This window comes from Caballeronia sp. LZ035, from assembly GCF_031451175.1.
GTDB lineage: Bacteria > Pseudomonadota > Gammaproteobacteria > Burkholderiales > Burkholderiaceae > Caballeronia.
Genome location: NZ_JARUXS010000005.1, coordinates 1 through 19,556, shown reverse-complemented (window position 1 = coordinate 19,556; position 19,556 = coordinate 1). Strand labels below are relative to the sequence as shown.

The following is a 19,556-nucleotide window of genomic DNA, read 5'->3' as shown; positions in this document are numbered from 1 at the left end:
CATCGCATGCAGCAGCGCAGCGCACGGACGACGTTCGACGAAGCCGCAACGAACGTCAACTATTGGGCGGTATTGTCGGTCGTGCTCGGCTCGTTCCTGGGCAACCTCGACTCGTCGATCGCCAATGTCGCGCTGCCGACCATCGCGCACGATCTGGCCCGGACGGCGGCGCAGACGGTCTGGGTCGTGACGTCGTATCAGCTGGCGGTGGCGGTGTCGGTGCTTCCGCTCGCCGCTGTCGGCGAGATGTTCGGGTTCAGGCGGGTGTTCCTATGCGGCGTCGTGCTGTTCACGGCGGCATCGCTGGGCTGCGCGGCGGCGCCTTCGCTGGCGCTGCTCGTCGCGGCGCGCCTGCTGCAGGGCGTGGGCGCGGCGGCCATGTCCACGGTCGTGCCGGCGCTGCTGAGGCAGGTCTATCCGCCGCAACTGATCGGGCGCGGGGTGGCGCTGCTCGGTCTGGCCGTGGCGCTCTCGGCGGCGCTAGGCCCGACCGTCGCGGCGGGTGTTCTGTCGATCGCGTCATGGCGCTGGCTGTTCGCGATCAACCTGCCGCTCGGCGTCTTCGGCGCCTGTCTCGCGACCGCGATGCTGCCGCGCAATCCCGCATCGAATCCGCCCCGCACGTTCGATTATGCGGGCGCCGCACTGAGCGCGGCCACCATCGCGCTGTTCGTTCTGGGCGTGGGCGGCCTGTTCGACGACGATGCCAGCCTGCGGCCGGGTCCGTTGTGCGAGATCGTCGCGGGCTGCGTGGGCGCCTGCGTGCTGATCAGGCATCAGCGCGGACGCGCGGCGCCGCTCGTGCCGCTGGATTTGCTTCGACTCCGTATTCTGTCGCTGTCTTCGCTGACGTCGATCTGCTCGTATATCGCGCAGACGCTCGCCTATCTCGGCTTGCCCTTTCTGCTTCAGCATCAGTTGGCGCGCACTGCGACCGAGACGGGACTGCTCGTGTCGCCGTGGCCGCTGGTCATTGTGTTCATCGCGCCGCTGGCGGGGCGGCTCTCGGACAGGTATGCGCCGGGTGTGATCGGCGGCATCGGACTCGCGATTCTGGCCGTCGGCCTGGGTCTGCTGGCGGCGCTGCCGGCCAACCCGGCCGATGCAGACATCGTGTGGCGCGTGCTGATTTGCGGCGTCGGCTTCGGTCTGTTTCAGACACCGAACAACCGCATCATGCTGACCTCAGCGCCGAAGGAGCGCAGCGGCGCGGCCGGCGCGTTGATGACGATGGTGCGCATGATCGGCCTGACGCTCGGCGCGGCGCTGGCCGCACTGGCTTTCGGCGTCTATGGAGAGGCGGGCGCGCACGTGGCGCTGATCGGCGCGGCAGTCGCGGCCGCGTTGGGCGTTGTGGTGGGCGCAGTGCGGATCGCACGACCGCGTGCTGCGGGCTGACACCAAGGGATTCTGAAGCACGCAGGATCCGCCACGCGCCGACCGCCAACGGGGCGGCGAGCAGCGACCAAGCAAGCCAGTGCGCGCCGTCGTGATCGATGAGCAGGGCGATCGTCAGGCCTGACGCGACTGCAGGTCCAGGACATATGCACTGGAGGCCATGTCGTAACTCGCGCGACGCTCATTCAGCAGAAAGTGCATCGACCGGTGCAGTTCGAAATCACGGAGCAGACTCGCCAGAGTGTTTCGACTTGGATTTCGGCCTGAGAATTGAAACCGGCCGACTTTTTGTTTCCAAGCCGGCTGCACGCTTCAGCGCATCTGTCGACGCATCAGTGCGCGTATCGTTCATCTTTGGGTCGCGTAGATCGGACTCGACGACACGGCGTATGGTACGCACACAATACGACGAACGAAGGCGTGATTGATCTTTTGCCCCACCAAGAACCTGCGCGCGGTCCAGTTGCTGGTGGGCCAGACAAAACTCGAGAGTACGGTGCGATACCTCGGGATTGAGGTGGGCGACGCGCTAGAGATGGCCGAGCCAACGGAAGTCAATGCTGCGGCCGGCGAGCGTGCGCTTGCGGCCATTTTCGGACGTACGTCTGGGTGCCTGCGCGAACGCACTAACGACGGGTCCACCTCCGAGAGCGGATCTTTGTCGAGCAGCGATATCGCCTCGTCCGAGAGAGGGACAGCCTGTGTGCGCCCTTGGGCGGTCGACCCAGAACTGGCCCGTCGGTTATGGAGCATGAGCGAGCAGTCGACCGACGTACGATTTCCTGCCGGTCAACATACGTAAATGGCATAACCGATTCATCCATTTGCATTCGCAAGCCGTTCAAGTTTCCCGATTGCTTTCGTCACGGCAGGCCGGGCAATCATCGCGTCGTCCCAGCGTTGCACATGCGGCACCTCGTCGAGTGTCAGAGCCGGGAACGCGCGTCGCCATATCCATCCAAAGTGGGCGATATCCGCGATGGAATACTCGTCGCCCGCGACGAACGACTGCCCGGCAAGAATACCGTCGAGCAGTTTCAGTTGACGGTTCGCTTCGCCGGAGAAGCGCTCGATGGCATGCGGCAGCGGCTGCGGTGCGAATTTGAGGAAGTAACCCGCCTGTCCGAAGGCCGGGCTCAGTCCTGAAGCATGGACGAACAGTTGTTCAAACGTGCGAGCCCGGCGCACCGGGTTTTGCGAGAGCAGCTTGCCGTGCTTCTCGGAGAGATAAACGAGGATAGCCGCAGACTCGGTCAGCACGAAATCGCGATCATCTGTGGTCAGCACAGGCACTTTTCCGTTGGCGTTCAAGGCGAGAAACGCATCGCTTTTCTGTTCACCCTTTCGAACGTTGACTGCATGCAGCGTGTACTCGATTCCGAGTTCTTCGAGTGCGATCGGCACCTTGACGGAATTGGGCGTGGCAAATGCATGAACGTGGTACATGGCGTGTGATCCTTTTAGAGATAGCGGTTTGGCGTGAGACGAACTGTGCGCGGCATTCGATCTCTGGTGAAGTCCGGTCGGAGTGATAAGCGCTATTCCTCCAAGGAATGGCTCAGGACGACCGGAGTCGGATGCTTCTCGTTATTCCGCGCAGGAATGACAGCTATCGCCCGTTGCTGTCTTCTGCAGAATCGCGCTTGCCCTGAAGATCCACAGGTCTTTTCCCTTTTCAGGTACGCGCAATGAACCCTCTCTTTACTCAAACTCAGGTCGGTCCTTATCCTGTCAGTCACCGCGTCGTCATGGCGCCGCTCACGCGGATGCGCACCGAAGCGCAGAACGTCCCGGGCGATCTGATGGTCGAGTATTATGCGCAGCGCGCTTCGTCGGGCGGCTTGCTGATTTCCGATGCGACGTCCGTGTCTCCTCTCGGTTTCGCCTATGTGGGCGCACCGGGCATCTACACCGAAGAGCATGCACGCGGCTGGAGATGCGTCACTGACGCCGTCCACGCGAAAGGCGGACGTATCTTCCTGCAGTTATGGCATGCGGGACGACAGGCGCATCCCGCCAACATCGGCGGAGAATTACCGGTCGCGCCTTCTGCCGTGCGCGCTTATGAACACTCGGCAATTCACGACGAAAGCGGGCGCGTTATCGAGGTCGAGCAGGTCGTCCCGCGCGCACTCGCGCTGGAAGAGATTGCTGGCGTGATCGAAGAATTTCGTCACGCTGCGACGCTTGCGAAACAGGCCGGTTTCGATGGTGTCGAACTACATGCCGCTAATGGTTATCTGCCCGACCAGTTTCTGCAGGACGGCGCGAACCACCGTACGGATGCATATGGCGCTCGCTTGAGAACCGGGCGCGCTTTCTGTTCGAGGTAATCGACGCAATCGCTTCGGTGTGGGACGCCGACCAGATCGCAGTCCGCCTATCGCCGAGAAGCTCGTATGGCACGATGTCCGATAGCGATCCGCATGCCACGTTCGGCTATGTCGCGCAGCGCCTGGACGGCTATGGGCTCGCGTATCTGCATGTCGTCGAGCCGCGTGTGCGCGGTAACGATGACGTCGCCGCAGCGGCATCCGCCGTCTCGGCGAAAAATTTGCGGCGCGTGTTCAAGGGAACACTCATCGCAGCGGGCGGCTTCACAGCGGATAGCGCGCATCGCATAATCGAAGCAGGCGGCGCTGATCTCGTCGCGTTCGGGCGCCTGTTTGTCTCCAATCCAGATTTGCCCGAGCGACTGCGCGTCGGAGCACCGCTGAACCATTACGATCGCTCGACGTTCTATGGCGGCAACGCACGCGGTTACACCGATTACTCCTTCCATAGCGCCGCGCGAATGCTCTGAACCGGATTTGCACGCATCGCAAACCGGCCCCGCCGCAGGCGATCCTGCGGCGGGGCCGCTTCCATTGCGGATTGCATTCGTGAACGGAAGTCAGATGATCAAGTCCGATCATCGGCATTTCATCGATCCCATGTTCTGACGCGCTAGACTCCCGCCTGAACACATCACAGCCACAACAAGGACTTTCACGGTCCGCAAGGAGAAGCAACGGCATGGACCGGATGGCAGCAATGGAAACGTACGTCAGCGTGGTGGAGGCTGGCTCATTCTCGGCGGCCGCCAAGCGGCTCAAGCTAGGTCAACCGGCGGTTTCGAAGTCGATTACGCAGCTCGAAGAGCGACTCGGCGTGCGGCTGCTGTTGCGCTCGACGCGCGGCCTGACGCCCACCGATGCAGGTCAGCGCTTCTACGAACATGCCAGACGCGCAATCGAAGAGGTAGACCTCGCCGAGCATGTCGCGCGTGACGCGTCGACCGGGCTATCTGGAGTGTTGCGCATCAGCGCAGCCGTGACCTTCGCGCGGCTGCATATCCTTCCGGCGCTGAAGACGTTTCTGGACCGGCACCCTAACCTGCAAATCGATATCGTGCTGGACGATCGCACCATCGACCTGCTCGAAAAAGGCGTGGACGTGGCGCTGCGCATGGGCTCGCTCGACGATTCGACGATGACCGCACGGCGCATCGCGCAAAGCCGTCGGCTGGTGGTCGGCACGCCTGCGTATCTAGCCGAAGCGGGTGTGCCGACGACGCCTGCGGAGCTTAGCCAGCATCAGGTGATCGTGTATTCGTTGCGAGGCGGTGGCGAGTCTTGGGCGTTCAGCCAGCGCGGTAAGGAAACGGCGGTTGTCGTATCCGGGCGCGTCAGCGTCAGTGCCGCTGAAGGAATGCGTACAACAGTGCTCGGCGGCATTGGTCTTGCAATCGCATCGGAATGGATGTTTTCGCCTGAACTTGTCGACGGCACGGCTCAGGCCGTGCTGACCGACTGGGAATTGCCTTCGATCGACCTTTGGGCAGTCTTCCCGGCCGGGCGCCTGGTAAGTGCGAAGGCGCGAGCGTTCGTCGCCTTCGTGGAGGAGATACTGGGCGTCACAGGCGGCGGCAACGCAACTTCAGAAAGCGAGCTTGCCGATTGACGCACCGCCGTCGACGTAAAGCGTCTGACCGGTCATGAAGCCGGCCGCGTCGGATAGCAGAAACGCGATCGTCGCGGCAATTTCATGGGGCTGGCCGAAGCGCCCCATCGGTACTGCGGACAGATAACGCTTCTCGCCCTCGCTGCCGGGCGGATTGTTCGCGCGAAACAGCACGGTCTCGGTCGGGCCCGGCGCTACGGCATTCACCGTAATGCCCGTGCCCGCCAGTTCCAGCGCCCACGAACGCGCAAAACTTACCAGCGCGGCTTTCGCCGCTGCGTAGGCCGTGCGTTGCGTCATGCCGAGAATTGTCAGGCTGGAAATGTTCACGACGCGTCCCCAGCCGCGTTTTTGCATGCCGGGAAGCAGCGCCTGCACCGTTTGCACGGCAGGGTGAAGATTCAGTGCGAGAACGTCGTCGAGATCGTTTAGCGCGACTTCCCCGAGACGCTGCGGCCTGACTAATGCGACGTTGTTCACCACGCCATCGAACGCGTGACGTCGCACGAGGTCATCGAGCACCGCACCGCTTGCGGCACGGTGGGCCAGATCGACGCGGACCAGTTCGCCCGGAAAATCGCTTGCTTCGCGCGCGAGACCCACCACGCGGTGGCCATCGGCAATCAGCCGTTCTGTCAACGCGAGGCCAATGCCTTTGGTCGCGCCGGTAATGAGAAATGTACGTTGTGTCATCAAATGTCCTTTAAGAACCGGAAGGAATCGAAAAGCCGCGCCGGGTTTTCCGGCGCGGCATGTCTGTTGCCCGGCGTTGAGCGGTAAGGCTCAGGCGTTGGCCGTCGCCTTTTCCAGAACCGAGAACATGTCCGATGGATCGGGACGACGCGTGTAATCCGGGTTGACCTCCGAATACAGCACAATGCCATCCTGTCCGATGATGTAACGTGCGGGCATCGGCAAGGTCCAGCTCGGGTCGTTATTGAACGCGGGCAGATCGTTCTTCAGGTTCTTGTACAAGTCGACCAGATAGTCGGGCAACGCGAAGCGCAATCCGAAGTCCATGCCCGTCTGACCGTTCACGTCGCTCAGCACCGGAAAGCCCAGTTCGTTGGTGCGCACGGACTTGCGGCTGTTGACCGGCGTTTGCGGAGAAATCGCCACGACGTTCGCGCCATAGGCCTGAATCTGCGGCAGCACCTCGTTGATCGCCTGCAATTCGATATTGCAATACGGGCACCAGACACCGCGATAGAACGTCACCACCATCGGACCCTTCACCAGCAACGCAGCGGACGACACGTCGTTGCCATCCTGATCCTTAAGGTTGAAATGCGGGGCGCGGTCGCCGGCCGCAATCGCGCGGCCTGCTTGTCCGCTGGCAATCAGTTCTGCTGTGGCGCGTTCCATCACCGGATGAATCTCCGCAGGAGCGTTGAAGGGCGGCTTGCCAGCCTTGAAGTCGGCCCGGAATGCGTCCAGTTTGTCTTGCAGTGACATGAGTGTTCTCCGTCGAGAGGAATAAAGGAATAATGGATTCAGGCTGCGTTCTGTGCTGCTGCGATGCGAGCCACTTCGGCCGCCGTGATGCCTTCGAGCGCAAGGCCGTAGCCGATGCCTTCGTCGATCACACGACGCAGACGTTGAGTCAGGCCAATGCGGGTGTATTTGGTGGTGAGCGGGGGCTGCTTTGCGATCGTCGCGGCGATGTTGTGCGCACGTTCGAGTAACTGATCTGCAGGCACGATCTCATTAATCACACCCAGCGACCTCGCCTCTGCAGCGTCGAGCTTTTGCTGCGTGAGCACGAAGTACCGGCCGCGAATGCTGCCAATCATTTCCGACCACAGCAGATGCACGCCGTCGTTGGGAGCGATGCCGAACGCGGCGTGCGGCAGGTCCTGGAACACGGTCTCGGGCGTCGCCACCACGATGTCGCACAGCAGGACATATTCCGAATGCAGCAGGACCGGGCCGTTGAGCGCAGCAATCATCGGCACTTCGATGTCCAGGATGTTCATCAGGATCTTGCGGCCTTCGCGGAAGATCTTGTCGTAGCCACGCGGCGTGAAGAAATCGAAACCTTCCGGCGAGATCGCGTCCATGAATGCGTCGCCGTTTCCTGTCAGGATGACTACGCGGTTATCCGGATCTTCACCGATCTGATGAAACATATCGGTGAACTGTTCATGCGTGTGGCCATTGAAGACGAGCTTCTCGCATTCGGTATGGAAACGGACTTCGAGCACGCCGTCCGGTGTACGGGTCAGTCGTGCATTGGGATAGGCGTTTCTATAGCGGTCGAACGTGGACATGGCGGGCTCTAGGCGAACTTCTGTATGGGTTGGACGGGAGCCGTAAGGGCTCCCGTGGACGGCCTTAGGTTGCAGCAGCGACAGCGACCGGTTTGGTCCACTCGTTACCGGCCATGAAGCCGTCGAGTGCCGTGTGGACGATGTGGTTCGTGTAGTTGCTCATCACCTTGGTCGCCACGCCGAGGATTACTTCAAGGACGTTCTGACGGGTGTAGCCGGCGGCGAGAAACGCGTCGACATCGGCGTCCGGGACGAAACCGCGCTCACGCACCACGAGGGTCGTGAAGCGATGCAGCGCTTCGAGCTTTGCATCGGGTAGCGGTGTGCCGGCGCGCAGTGCGGCGATTACGCCTCCGTCCATCTTGATCATCTTTGCGAGCGTGCTGTGACCGGCCATGCAGTAGTGGCAGTTATTCTCGAAGTTCGATGTGAGGTAGACGACCTGCTGTTCGTGCGGCGTCAGCGTGCTCTTCGAGAACAGGTCCCACAGCGCCGAGTAACCGGCCAGCAGCGCGGGCGACTCCGCCATATGCGCCTGAAGATTGGGGACGAAGCCAAATGCGCGCTTCGTGTCTTCGAGAACGGCCTTCGAGGCGGTCGGTGCGGTGTCGATGGTGTAGGTTTGGAAGTTGCTCATCGTGTTGCTCCTGTTGGTTGACGATGAGCAAATGATGAAGGTCAGCGCTTTTTCGAAGAAGGCCGGCGCCATCGATAACAGTCATTCCTGGGAGGCATAAAGCGATGGGCATCGAATTGGATAGACCGAAAAACACTGATGGTCTCTGCACCGGGAAGAATCGGTGAAGCGCACAGTTCGCGCTCAGCGTCGAATTCGTTGCAGGAGCGCTGTCGGTTTGGCCACGCGGACCGCAGCGCCAGAGCACTCAACGCGTGACCAGTACGATCGTCTGGCTCGGCACCAGCAACGCACCGAACGCGTTGTTCTGATTATGCAAGGTGTGCGTGGTCAGTCTCACGGCACATTGCCGCCGATGAGAACCTCGTGCTGCCTTCGTCGAAGCATGCCAGACCCACGATGAGCCCCAATACCACACCGCCCGGCACGCCGTCTGATCGCCATTGGTGAGCGGTATCTCGGGTCCCAGGTTGAGGCGGGTGCGTTGCCGACGACCACAGTCTCGGCAGGCGGCACGCCAATCATCAGCATCGCGAGATTGGGATACGGCGTGGTCACAGGGCCAGCAGACGTCGGCGTCGGGCAGACGTCGAGATCAGCCATTAGTTCCTCGTCCATGATCTTCGCAGCAAGCATGGCGTTTCTCCTCATTGCTCGCGAGCTGCGATCAGCCCAGCCCGATTTTCGAACCGTCGACACGCTTCACCTCGTCGGGCATGAGCGGGTGTGCCGCATACGCTGCCCATGCCTTCGACGCGCCAATGCGTACTGCTGGCATGCAGACCGTCATTGCCCTCGATACGGCGCGTACTGTCCCGCACGTGCGACGGCAGCAGACCCTCTGTGGACGATGAAAGCACAGCGATCGAAACTAAGGGTAATCCCGATTTAACAATTAGCTTTCTGTAAGATATCTTTTGTAAGACAGAAGCGATTGAACCTGAGAGAGCAGCACCACCATCAACCAACGGTAAGGTGCTGTTACGACAGAGCCCACAGGGCCATCCGAGGAACAGCCCGCTGTGTCGAAGTATCGATCAGCGGGTTCTTTTTGCAGGCGTCAAGATGTCAGGCTCAGCCGAACAGGAAAAAATAACTCTCATCGAGCGACAAATTTCGGAATGCTGGCGGTTGTCCGATAAATGTCACGAGCGCTTGCTTGCCGCGCGCGAAGACGGCATGCAACTCGAGCGAACCCAGCAAGAGTTTCAACTTCTGCACGCACGGCGAGTCGAACTCGAGCAGAGGCGTACGCAGCTTCTCGATCAATGGGGCGCCCGGCGAGCGACGAATGACCTTAGATAGAGCGGCCGCGACGCAGACACGGCCTTTTCGCTGGCTCCGCGTTACGCAAGATCAGATCTCGGACCACTCGCGCAAGAGATTGTGATAGTGATTGGACAGCGACAAGGTTTCCTCACTCTCGCCATGCCGGCTACGTAGCGTCTGGATGGTCTGATCCAGGTCGAACAGCATCGTGCGCTTCTGGTCGTTGCGGACCATGCTTTGAATCCACAGAAACGAGCACACGCGCGCACCTCGCGTAACCGGCGATACGCCATGAAGGCTCGATGAGGGATACAGCACGAGATCTCCCGCCGGCAGACGGACTTCATGCTCGCCATAAGTATCGCGTACGGTCAGGTCGCCGCCTTCGTACTCGTCGGGTTCCGATAGAAAGAGTGTCGCCGAGAGATCCGTGCGCATCCATCCGGGATCTGCTGGCGTCGCGCGCACGGCGCCATCGACGTGAAAGCCATAGTGTTCACGCCCGGCGCCTTCATAGCGGTTGAACAACGGCGGCGACACGCGCAACGGCAGCGCCGCCGAAAAGTACAAACCATTGCGCTTCAACGCGTCTTCGACGATGCGCCGCAGTTGCGGCATGTCGGCCGCGTCTTCAGGCAATTGCCGGTTCTGCTTGACCTGTGCCCCTTGCGAGCCGACGGTCCTACGGCCGTCGACCCATTGCGCGACATCGAGCCGTGCGCGCAGATGCTGCACTTCGCCTGCGTTCAGGACCTCGGGGATATGCAGCATCATGATGCGTTGCTCCGTTCGATGTTTCATCTCCCGCCGCGCGCCTACATGCGCGGCGAGAGGGTGCTGCCTCAGAAGCTCAGACTGGCCGTGACCACCGCCGTGCGCGGCGCGCCCGGGAAGTAACGATAGCCGCTCTTGTTGATGGACGCCACATAGCTGCGGTTGAAGATGTTGTACACGTTCAGTTGCAGGTTCAGATGCTTGGTGACGTTGTAAGTGGCGAGCGCGTCGAAGACCCAGTACGCATCGGTGTGATCGGGCGTGCCGACCGCGCCGTCCGTGCCGCGCTGCAAACCGCTCAAGTAGCGCGCGCCGCCGCCGAGCGTGAAGCCGTACGGCAGCTTGTAGGTGGTCCACAGCGAAAGCGCATTGCGCGGCGTGTAGGTCAGCAGCGTGGAGCCGTCCTGCGAGATGGCGCTACCGGCCGCGACCTTCGCATCCTGATACGTATAGCCGGCAATCACCGACCATGCCGGCGTGATCTGGCCTTGCGCGCTCAACTCAACACCCTGCACGCGCTTCTTGCCAATCTGTCCATACGTGCCGTCATCGAGCAGCTGCACTTCGTTGGTGATGTCGGTGCGGAACAGCGCAGCGGTCGCCAGCAAGCGGCGCCCGAACAGCTCCCACTTGGTGCCCAGTTCGTAGGTCTTGGCCTTCTGCGGCGCGAAATCGATCCGGTTCGCGCTGTTGCCCGTTCCTCCCGCGGCGAGCGCGAAGTTCGAACCGCCCGGCGGCTGTTGCGACACGCCATAGTTGAAGTAGACGTTGCCGTTGTTCGTGATCCGGTACAAGGCGCCCGCTTTCCAGTCGATCAGGTTGCCGTTCGTCGAGGTATCAATGGTCGTGACCGGCGTGCCCGCAGCCGCGCCCCCCGGACAAGCCACCACCGTGCGTCCCGTGCCGCCGCAGGCAGTCGCGCTGTTGTAGTCGGTGTTGTAGTGATCCCAGCGCAGCCCGCCGTTCAACTCGATGCGGCTGCCGATCGAAATCGTATCGAACGCGTAGGCCGCGACGGTGTTGGTCGTGCCGGTAGCATTCGCGCCGTTGCGGCTGTAGTTGGTCGCGAACACATTGCTGTTCGGATAGTAGATGCTGACTGCCGGCTCGGTCGGCGTGGTGTGCCCGTAGATGGTCTGTTCTTCACGCGTGAGTTCGAAGCCCGCGCTCACATCGTGCTTGACCGGACCCGTATTGAACGTGCTGGTGACGTTCGTCTGATTCGTCAGGATGCGGTTGTTGCTGTCGCGCAGATTCGGCGTGCGCGTCATGGTCCAGGTGGCGGGATTGGCTGCATTCGGCAAGCTCAGGTTCGTCGCCGCCGCCATGAACGAGGTCAGCATGTAATCCTGCTTCGTCTCGGCCCAGCGCGTGATGTTGCGGATGGTCGTCGCGTTGTTCAGCTTGTGCTCGATGCGCACCGTCGCCATATCGGTGGTCGAATCGTCGTGATCGGATGCCGTGCCGTAGAAGTTGTGCGTGTTCACCTTCGGCGCGGTGTTGAGCACGCCGAGCGCCGCGCTCGGGGCGGTATAACCCGGCAAGCCAATGGTCGACACCCCGCCGTCGGGAATGTTGTCCTGCTTGACGTGCAGGTAATCGATATAGACGGTAGTCGGCGTGTTCAGGCCGAAAGCCAGCGACGGCGCAATGCCCCAGCGCTGGTTCTCCACTTCGTCGCGGCCCGCGACGTCCGCCTTGTGTCCCATCAGGTTCAGGCGGAACGCGGAGGTGTCGTTGAGCTTGCGATTCCAGTCGAGCGTGCCGCGCGCGTAATTCGACGTGCCGCCTGACAGGCTGGCGTCGAAAGTGTTGTCGAGGTTCGGCTGTTTCGTGACCAGGTTGATCGAGCCGCTCGGCGCGCTGCGGCCATAGTCGGAACCGGACGGCCCCTTGATGACCTCGACCTGATCGTAGTTGAACATGTCGCGATAGACCGTGCTGGTATCGCGGATGCCGTCGATGTAGATGCTGTTGGACGTGTCCACGCCGCGCATGTAGATCGAGTCGCCCGTGCTGGTGCTGCCGTTTTCGCCCGCGTAGAAAGTGCCCACGCCCGGCACGTTGCGCAGCGCTTCCGTGAGGGTGGTCGCCTGCTGATCGCGCATCACGTCCTTGTTGATGATCGTGATGGTCTGCGTCGTGTCTTCGATCGGCTGCGTGAACTTGGGCGACGCCAACGTCTCGCTCTTGTAGTCGCTGTTCGATTGCGCCGTCACGCGCACGGCGGGCAGGGTCGCGTTTTGGGTCGTTATTGCCTGGGACTGGGCGAGGGTCGTCTGCGTTTGCGTGTCCGCGGTCTGAGCCGCGACGGGCAGGGCGCAACCGAGTGCGATTCCGCTTGCGATCGTCGCGCGTGCCGCCGCGCCGCTCAGGGTCGTACCAGTGGGAACCACGCGGCAGGGCGCGAGTTTGCGACTACGAATGTAGGCCATCTTCAGCTCGAAAGATTAGTCATCCTGCAAGAGCAGGACAATGGACCGGATAAGCCCCGGCACGGCGTGGCTGGCTGAGGCGGCCGGGCGCGATCAGTCGATGCGTTCCCTCGCGCGATGGCTGGCGATTGGATTTGAACGGCGAATCGGCGTCAGAAGAACTGACGGCGCGGCCGGACGCGTGCGGATGATGCGAGACGGGTCCGGGCGTGATTCGGGTCCCGGCAGCCAGTCAACGGCCACCAGTCGGACGACGACAATACGCTTTTATCTCGCCCACGATGCTTGCAGAAACATGCTGTAAGAAAGCGTGACAAATGTAAATCGTTCGCATTCACAAGTCAATCGTTCCTTAAAAGAAAAGTTCCACGAATCCTTGACGGGCTCGCAGATGGTGCGGAGCGGCGCTCATCCCGAAAAATTTTGTAATCATTTGCGCTGGTTCTTACAAATGAGAACGATTATCATCTCTGGCGCAAGCAAAATGACACCCGGCAGAACGCCGCTTCGAAAGCCCATCATGAATGCCCAACCTCTGCAATCCGCTGCACGCGCCGATGCTTCGCAACGCCGGGCGTTCTGGCTGCGTCACCTTCATCGCTGGCACTGGATCAGTTCCGCGGTCTGCTTGATTGGCATGATGGGTTTCGCGATCACGGGCTTCACGCTCAATCACGCGAGCAGCATCGAAGGGCATCCGCGCGTGACGCGCAGTTCGGCGCGCTTGCCGACGGCTCTGCTGCATGCGATGAGCAACGACACCGGGCAAAAGCCGCGTACGGTGCCGGCCGAGTTGGCCGACTTCATCGAGCGTCGGTTCAACGTCGATATCGCCGGCCATGAAGCCGAATGGTCCGATGGCGAGATCTACATCGCATTGCCTCGGCCCGGCGGAGATGCCTGGCTGAGCGTGGACCGCGCGACCGGCGACGTGCAATATGAACTGACCACGCGCGGCTGGCTGTCGTACCTGAACGACCTTCACAAAGGCCGCAACACGGGCGGCGTGTGGAATCTGTTCATGGATGTGTTCGCGTTCGCCTGCCTCGTTTTCAGCGTCACCGGACTGTTCCTCCTCAAGCTGCATGCGCGCAATCGCGGCGCAACCTGGCCGCTGGTCGGGCTGGGCGTGGTCGTGCCGCTGCTGCTTGCCATCGTTTTCATCCACTAACCCTTCGGTCTGAAAAAGGTTCGACATGCGTCGATTGCTCGCCGTCTCCCTCGTGGGCGCGGCCACCACGCCGCTCGCCGGCGCCGCTCATGCGGTTGAAATGAATGTCACGGTCACTATTCCTTCACTCGGCGTGGCCGAGTATCACCGGCCGTATGTATCGATGTGGATCGAGAAAGCCGACCAGACACCTGTCACGACGCTCGCGGTCTGGTACGACGGCAAGAAGAAGGGCGGCGAAGGCGCGAAGTGGCTCAAGGACATGCGTCAGTGGTGGCGCAAGGCGGGCCGCGACCTGAACATGCCCGCTGACGGCATCTCCGGCGCAACACGCGCGCCCGGCGAACAGGTCATCAGTTTCAGCGACGGCCGCGCGCCGCTCGGCAAGCTGGCGCCGGGGGACTATCAATTGGTCGTGGAAGCGGCACGCGAGACCGGCGGACATGAAGTCGTGCGCGTGCCGTTCACGTGGCCGCCGGCAGCGGCATCGGCGAGCGCGCAGGCACGGGGCGAGCATGAACTCGGCCCTGTCACGCTGGTGGTCAAACCTTAATTGTATCTCTGTAGACAAGGTCAACTCATGAACTTTGCTTTGAAGAAACTCACGCTCACGGCGGCGCTGGCGTCAACGCTGCTCGCGCCGCTCGCCGTACAGGCGCATCGCATGTGGCTGCTGCCGTCCGCGACAGTCTTGTCCGGCAATGATCCGTGGATCACGGTCGATGCTGCCGTTTCGAACGACCTTTTTTACTTCGAACATTTTCCGTTGCGCCTGGATGGTCTCGTCGTCACCGGTCCCGATGGCAACGCCGTAAAGGTGGAGAACGCAAGCACGTTGCGCTATCGCAGCGTATTCGACGTGCACTTGACGCAGGAAGGCACCTACCGGATCGCGGTCGCGGGGCATGCGCTGTTCGCCAGCTACAAGGTGAACGGCGAAACGAAGCGCTGGCGCGGCACGACGGAATCGTTCGCGAAGGACGTGCCCGCGAATGCGGACGAACTCAAGGTGACGGAAAGCGAGACGCGCGTCGAATCGTTCGTCACGCGCGGCAAACCGACCACCGTCGCGCTGCAGAACACGGGGCATGGCCTTGAACTGGCGCCGGACACGCACCCCGATGACCTGCTGGCGCAGATGCCTGCTCGTTTCCGCCTTTTGCTCGACGGCCGGCCGGCGGCGAACGTGAAGGTGTCGGTCGTTCCGGGCGGGATTCGCTATCGCGATCAGTTGGGCGGCATCGAAACCGCGACGGACGCGGACGGACGCTTCACCGTCAAGTGGCCCGCACCGGGCATGTACTGGCTGGAGGCGAGCACGCAGGACGCGCAGACGAGCGTGAAACTCGCCACGTCGCGTCGCGCGACCTATGCGACGACGCTTGAAGTGATGCCGCAATGAGGCTGCGATGAGGCGACACGCTGCAGAGGACGCACGGCGGGTCGTCGTGCCCTGGATGACGATGAACGGTGCGGACGCGCCGGCGGAGGACGGGCGCATCGCACGCTTCGGCGGCGACACGATGGGCACGACCTGGAGCGTGTCGTGCGTGGTCGATGCAGGCGAGGCGCAGGAGCGGATCGACGTCATCGATGCGACCATTCGCGCCGTGCTGGACTCGGTGATTGCGCAGATGAGCAACTGGCGCGCGGATTCGGCCATATCCGGCTTCAACAGCGCGTTGTTCGACAGTTGGGTGAGCCTGCCGCCAGCCTGCTTCAAGGTGGTCGAGGCCGCGCTGAATGCCGCGCGCCTGAGCGGCGGCGCATTCGATCCGAGCGCCGGGCCGCTGGTTGACCTTTGGGGCTTTGGGCCGTCGGGACGACGCCTACTCGCGCCCGGTCCCGACGACGTCGAAGCTGTCCGGCGCCGCTGCGGATGGAGCCGCATTGAACTGGACCACGCGGCGCATGCAGTGCGGCAACCAGGCGGCGCATCGCTGGATCTCGGATCGATCGCGAAAGGCCATGCCGTCGATGCCGTAAGCGATGCGCTTGACGAGATCGGTATTACGCACCGGCTGGTGGAGATCGGCGGCGAGTTGCGCGGCGACGGCTTGAAGCCGGACGGCATGCCCTGGTGGGTGGAAATCGAAACGCCGCCTGGCGACGGCGCATGCGAAGGCACGACAGCACACGACTTGATCGCGCTGCATGGGCTTGCGGTAGCGACCTCGGGCGACTATCGCCGCTATTTCCTCGACGCCGATGCGCGCCGGCAGATGCATATCGTCGATCCGCGCACCGGTTATCCGGCGAGTCACGCACTGGCGTCGGTCACCGTGCTGCATGCGCAATGCATGCTCGCCGATGCTTACTCGACCGCGCTCATGGTGCTCGGGCGCGAAGCGGGCATGGCGTTCGCCGCGCGCGAGGGGTTGGCGGCGCGTTGCGTGGCGCGGACGCCCGAGGGTTTCACGGAAAGCGTCAGTCCGGCCTACGCTGCGATGCTCGAATGATGCGGGCGTCGCTGGCGTGGGGCGCTGTGTCGCTCGGCGGCGCGGTCGGTGCGTGTTGCGGCCCGACGCGCATGGCGATGGCAGGCGGCGTGATCCTCTCGTACGCGGCAATGTGCATGGCGGTTCGCGCGACGCATCGGCGGACGCGTGCGCCCGGCGACGGATCACAGACGCAAGCGTCCATGCTGGTCGCCTACGCGAGCCAGACGGGCCGCGCGGAAGAACTGGCCGCTCAGTCCGCTGCGACGCTGCGTCATGCGGGCCTCGCCGTGGACCTCGAACCACTGGAGGCGATCGACGCAGCCCGGCTGAGCGGCTATGAACGCGCCCTGTTTATTGTCAGCACGACCGGGGAGGGCGACGCGCCCGATCACGTCGCGCGCTTTCCCGGTCGCGCAATCGCGTCCGACGCTGCAACGCCGCCGCCGCCAATGCCTCACTACGCCATGCTCGCGCTCGGTGACCGCCGCTATGCCGGATTTTGCGCGTTCGGGCATCGGGTCGAGGACTGGCTGCGCGGGCAGGGCGCGAAGCCGTTGTTCGAGTCGATCGAAGTGGACGACAACGATGCCGGCGCCTTGCACAGATGGAGCACGCAGGTCTCGTCATTGGCGGGAAACCTTGCGCAGCCCGACTTGGCCTCGCACCGCTCGAGCTTCTCGCCTTGGACCCTTGACGCGCGAACGTTGCTCAACCCGGGCAGCGTAGGTGGTCCTGCTTATCACGTCTGTCTCACGCCAATGAATGCCGACGCGCTCGACTGGCAGGCAGGAGACATCGCGCAGATTCGTCCGCAGCACGCGGCCGGCGCGGTGTCGGCGTGGCTGCGCCGCTTGCAACTCGACGCGCACGCGCCGATCCGCTGCGATGGCGCGCTCACGACGCTGCAAGCCGCGCTGGCATCGCGCGTTTTGCCCGCCGATGTCGATGCATTGCGCGGTTTCGCGCCACAGGAACTGGTCGACACGCTGAAACCCCTTGCGACGCGCGATTACTCGATTTCCTCACTACCGGCGGACGGGCGGATCGAACTGCTGGTGCGGCAAGCGCGGCATGCGGACGCGGACGCCTACGACGGTGTTTCGCTCGGCATCGCGTCAGGCTGGCTGACCCGGCACGCGACACCGGGCGCATCCGTCGAGGTGCGCGTGCGCAGTAATCGCGCGTTCCATGCGCCGGACGATGAGCGCCCGCTCGTTCTGATCGGCGCGGGCACCGGGTTGGCTGGCTTGCGGGCGCATCTCAAGTCGCGTATTGAGCGCGGCTGCGGCGCGAACTGGCTGATCTTTGGCGAACGCAACCAGTCACAGGATGCGTTCCATGCAGACGAACTCGCTCGCTGGCAGGATCTGGGCATGCTGCAACGGCTGGATCTGGTGTGGTCGCGCGATGGCGCCCAGCAGCGTCACGTGCACGAAGCTATGCGCATCCATGCCGCGCTGCTGCGCGAATGGGTGCTGGCCGATGCGGCGATTTACGTGTGCGGCAGCGCGGCCCGCATGGGCCGTTCCGTGGAGACGGCGCTCGCCGAGATTCTCGGGCGGGCCGAACTCGACGCGTTGCGTGTTGCCGGACGCTATCGGCGCGATATTTATTGAGGCCAGCTGTTGCGGTTGGACAGTGGTGCGAGTAAGCGCATTCACTGTTTTCGTCTCATCAAACCTCGAAAGTGGGCGATCGTGCGAATCATGCTGTTTCGCCGCATGTCGAGCAGCGAGGGCAGCTTTGTCGGCCTCTTGTTTCGAGCAGTCAGCGATGACCATCGGGTTCGGCCAATTCCCGCCGTTCGTCATCGTAGTCAGGCGGTCATTCGAACGGCGCCTATCGCACATGGAAAGCTAGGCTGTGGAACGTCTGCCTCCCCCTCCGGACCACAATGACATGATTCCCTTCTCGATCATTCCAAAACCCGCCAACAACACGCCGGTCATGACGACAAGAGCGACCATTCCAGTCAAAGCGCCCCCAATTTTATTGGAGAACAGGTCGTAGAGTTTGTACGAGCCGAGCGTAATCATGCAGAGCCAGCACGTAATAGGCGCGCCGCAGCATCTGCGTGAGCGTCCTGACTGGACGTGCGGCAGCGCGAATTGCGCACACTACGGAGGCTGAATAGGCCGCGGGAAACGAGGAGCCATCCTCTGGACGTCATATCGCATTTAAAGTCGAGCGTGGCCAATCCAACAAGCCGCACCAGAAAGCAGCAACCATGCGGTTGCGAAAGATAATAAAAAACTGCAATCTTGGCAGCTGGAGTTTGGGCAGGTTATCGAGAGGGCCACCCAAAGCACCCAATGCTTACTGGAGCGGCATGGCAAGTCCGTCAATCATCATAGCTGGCGCGGGACCCTGCGGAATCGGCGCTGCATTGACGCTCCGTCAGGTGTATCCTTCGATGCCATTCATCCTGATCGACGAGCGGGACCACGCTGGCGGCAACGCCTCTACCGCCGTCACGCCGGAGGGTTTCCTGTTCGACTATGGCGGACACGTGCTGTTCGTTCACGAGAAGTACGCTGCGTTCAGTGCGACGCTCCGTTCTCTGGACATCGAGTGGCACGAGTCCGAACCGATTCGCGGCGTCCATATATTCGGCAAGCTCATTCCGACGCCCATTCAGCGTCACGTGCACCGCTTTCCGCCGACACACGCATGGCCGATCTTCTCCGATCTGCTGCTGCACCGTCTGGGCAAAGCGATGGGCATCGGCCGCCGAGCAGTGCCCGAGACTGCCGATAACTTCCATCATCATCTTCATCGTTCCTTCGGCCGCGAACTGACGCGCCGGATCATGGAGCCGCTTAACCGAAAGATGTGGACGCTCGATCCACGTGAGATGAGCAGCGAGTGGGTCCGTCAGCGCAGCGGCTCATCCTTGCACAATGTGCCGCAGGTGCGCCTTCGCCGCATGCTTAAACATGCAATCCTTCGCACGGACGACCCGGCCTGGAGTCGGAACGACCGAGTGCCATATCCCCGCGAGGGCGGCATGGGGACGATTTGGCAACGGGCATCCGAGCGGATCGGCGCGCAACGCATTCATCTTGGCCGCAGCATCGTGGCCATCGAGACCGGCAAGCGCCAGATTCACCTCTCGGACGAAACGCATCATCCGTACACTGCGCTCATCTCCTCCATTCCGCTCGACACTCTGGCCGAGTGCTGCATCGACCGGCCAGATATCCAGCGTCTGGGCAAGCG

17 protein-coding genes and 2 pseudogenes are annotated in these 19,556 nt (G+C 62.3%); 10 read left to right on the top strand and 9 right to left on the bottom strand.

Annotation, left to right across the window (positions count from 1 at the left end; genetic code table 11):
- The first annotated feature begins 6 nt into the window (after positions 1-6).
- A complete protein-coding gene (locus QCE88_RS38490) occupies positions 7-1,398 on the top strand; it encodes an MFS transporter (protein WP_309911097.1) in 1,392 nt (463 codons plus the stop codon).
- 108 nt (positions 1,399-1,506) lie between these two features.
- Positions 1,507-1,954, top strand: a pseudogene (locus QCE88_RS38485) (tyrosine-type recombinase/integrase); the annotation flags it as partial.
- 260 nt (positions 1,955-2,214) lie between these two features.
- Here the strand turns inward: QCE88_RS38485 and QCE88_RS38480 are convergent.
- On the bottom strand, positions 2,215-2,844 hold the full coding sequence (locus tag QCE88_RS38480) for a glutathione S-transferase N-terminal domain-containing protein (RefSeq protein WP_309911095.1): 630 nt from the start codon (positions 2,842-2,844) through the stop codon (positions 2,215-2,217).
- Between the two features lie 242 nt (positions 2,845-3,086).
- Between QCE88_RS38480 and QCE88_RS38475 the strand changes: the two are divergent.
- Positions 3,087-4,201 (top strand): annotated as a pseudogene (locus tag QCE88_RS38475) (alkene reductase).
- A 212-nt stretch (positions 4,202-4,413) separates the two neighbouring features.
- Positions 4,414-5,340, top strand: coding sequence for a LysR substrate-binding domain-containing protein (locus tag QCE88_RS38470; RefSeq protein WP_309911093.1), 927 nt, complete (start codon positions 4,414-4,416; stop codon positions 5,338-5,340).
- Here QCE88_RS38470 and QCE88_RS38465 read toward each other — a convergent pair.
- From QCE88_RS38465 to QCE88_RS38430, 8 genes are all read right to left on the bottom strand, one after another.
- Positions 5,317-6,033, bottom strand: coding sequence for an SDR family oxidoreductase (locus QCE88_RS38465; RefSeq protein ID WP_309911092.1), 717 nt, complete (start codon positions 6,031-6,033; stop codon positions 5,317-5,319). The two genes, QCE88_RS38470 and QCE88_RS38465, sit on opposite strands and share 24 nt — an antisense overlap.
- Positions 6,034-6,123: 90 nt before the next feature.
- A complete protein-coding gene (locus QCE88_RS38460; RefSeq protein WP_309911091.1) occupies positions 6,124-6,795 on the bottom strand; it encodes a peroxiredoxin-like family protein in 672 nt (223 codons plus the stop codon).
- 38 nt (positions 6,796-6,833) lie between these two features.
- Positions 6,834-7,610: an enoyl-CoA hydratase/isomerase family protein gene (locus QCE88_RS38455; protein ID WP_309911089.1), complete on the bottom strand. Its 777-nt coding sequence runs from the start codon at positions 7,608-7,610 to the stop codon at positions 6,834-6,836.
- 64 nt (positions 7,611-7,674) lie between these two features.
- A complete protein-coding gene (locus QCE88_RS38450) occupies positions 7,675-8,247 on the bottom strand; it encodes a carboxymuconolactone decarboxylase family protein (RefSeq protein ID WP_309911087.1) in 573 nt (190 codons plus the stop codon).
- Between the two features lie 336 nt (positions 8,248-8,583).
- Entirely contained in the window at positions 8,584-8,883 is a 300-nt protein-coding gene (locus QCE88_RS38445) for a hypothetical protein (RefSeq protein ID WP_309911085.1), read from the bottom strand.
- 438 nt (positions 8,884-9,321) lie between these two features.
- Complete coding sequence (locus QCE88_RS38440) at positions 9,322-9,516, bottom strand: hypothetical protein (protein WP_309911084.1); 195 nt, start codon at positions 9,514-9,516, stop codon at positions 9,322-9,324.
- 87 nt (positions 9,517-9,603) lie between these two features.
- The gene (locus QCE88_RS38435) at positions 9,604-10,290 is read right to left on the bottom strand and encodes a Fe2+-dependent dioxygenase (protein WP_309911083.1); all 687 of its coding nucleotides are present in this window, start codon (positions 10,288-10,290) and stop codon (positions 9,604-9,606) included.
- 68 nt (positions 10,291-10,358) lie between these two features.
- Positions 10,359-12,725, bottom strand: coding sequence for a catecholate siderophore receptor Fiu (locus QCE88_RS38430; protein WP_309911082.1), 2,367 nt, complete (start codon positions 12,723-12,725; stop codon positions 10,359-10,361).
- Between the two features lie 520 nt (positions 12,726-13,245).
- Between QCE88_RS38430 and QCE88_RS38425 the strand changes: the two genes are divergently transcribed.
- The 6 genes from QCE88_RS38425 to QCE88_RS38400 all read left to right on the top strand — a co-directional run.
- Entirely contained in the window at positions 13,246-13,896 is a 651-nt protein-coding gene (locus tag QCE88_RS38425; RefSeq protein ID WP_309911081.1) for a PepSY-associated TM helix domain-containing protein, read from the top strand.
- A gap of 25 nt (positions 13,897-13,921) precedes the next feature.
- Entirely contained in the window at positions 13,922-14,449 is a 528-nt protein-coding gene (locus QCE88_RS38420) for a DUF2271 domain-containing protein (protein ID WP_309839657.1), read from the top strand.
- Positions 14,450-14,476: 27 nt separating this feature from the next.
- Positions 14,477-15,298 (top strand): DUF4198 domain-containing protein, encoded by an 822-nt coding sequence (locus tag QCE88_RS38415; protein WP_309911079.1) that lies wholly within the window; start codon positions 14,477-14,479, stop codon positions 15,296-15,298.
- A 7-nt stretch (positions 15,299-15,305) separates the two neighbouring features.
- Positions 15,306-16,355, top strand: coding sequence for an FAD:protein FMN transferase (locus QCE88_RS38410; protein ID WP_409018311.1), 1,050 nt, complete (start codon positions 15,306-15,308; stop codon positions 16,353-16,355).
- Positions 16,352-17,953, top strand: coding sequence for a sulfite reductase flavoprotein subunit alpha (locus QCE88_RS38405; RefSeq protein WP_309911078.1), 1,602 nt, complete (start codon positions 16,352-16,354; stop codon positions 17,951-17,953). The genes QCE88_RS38410 and QCE88_RS38405 overlap by 4 nt, the downstream gene beginning before the upstream one ends.
- Before the next feature lie 611 nt (positions 17,954-18,564).
- Positions 18,565-19,556 (top strand): FAD-dependent oxidoreductase (locus QCE88_RS38400; RefSeq protein WP_309911076.1); only part of this gene is annotated, 992 nt, incomplete at its 3' end.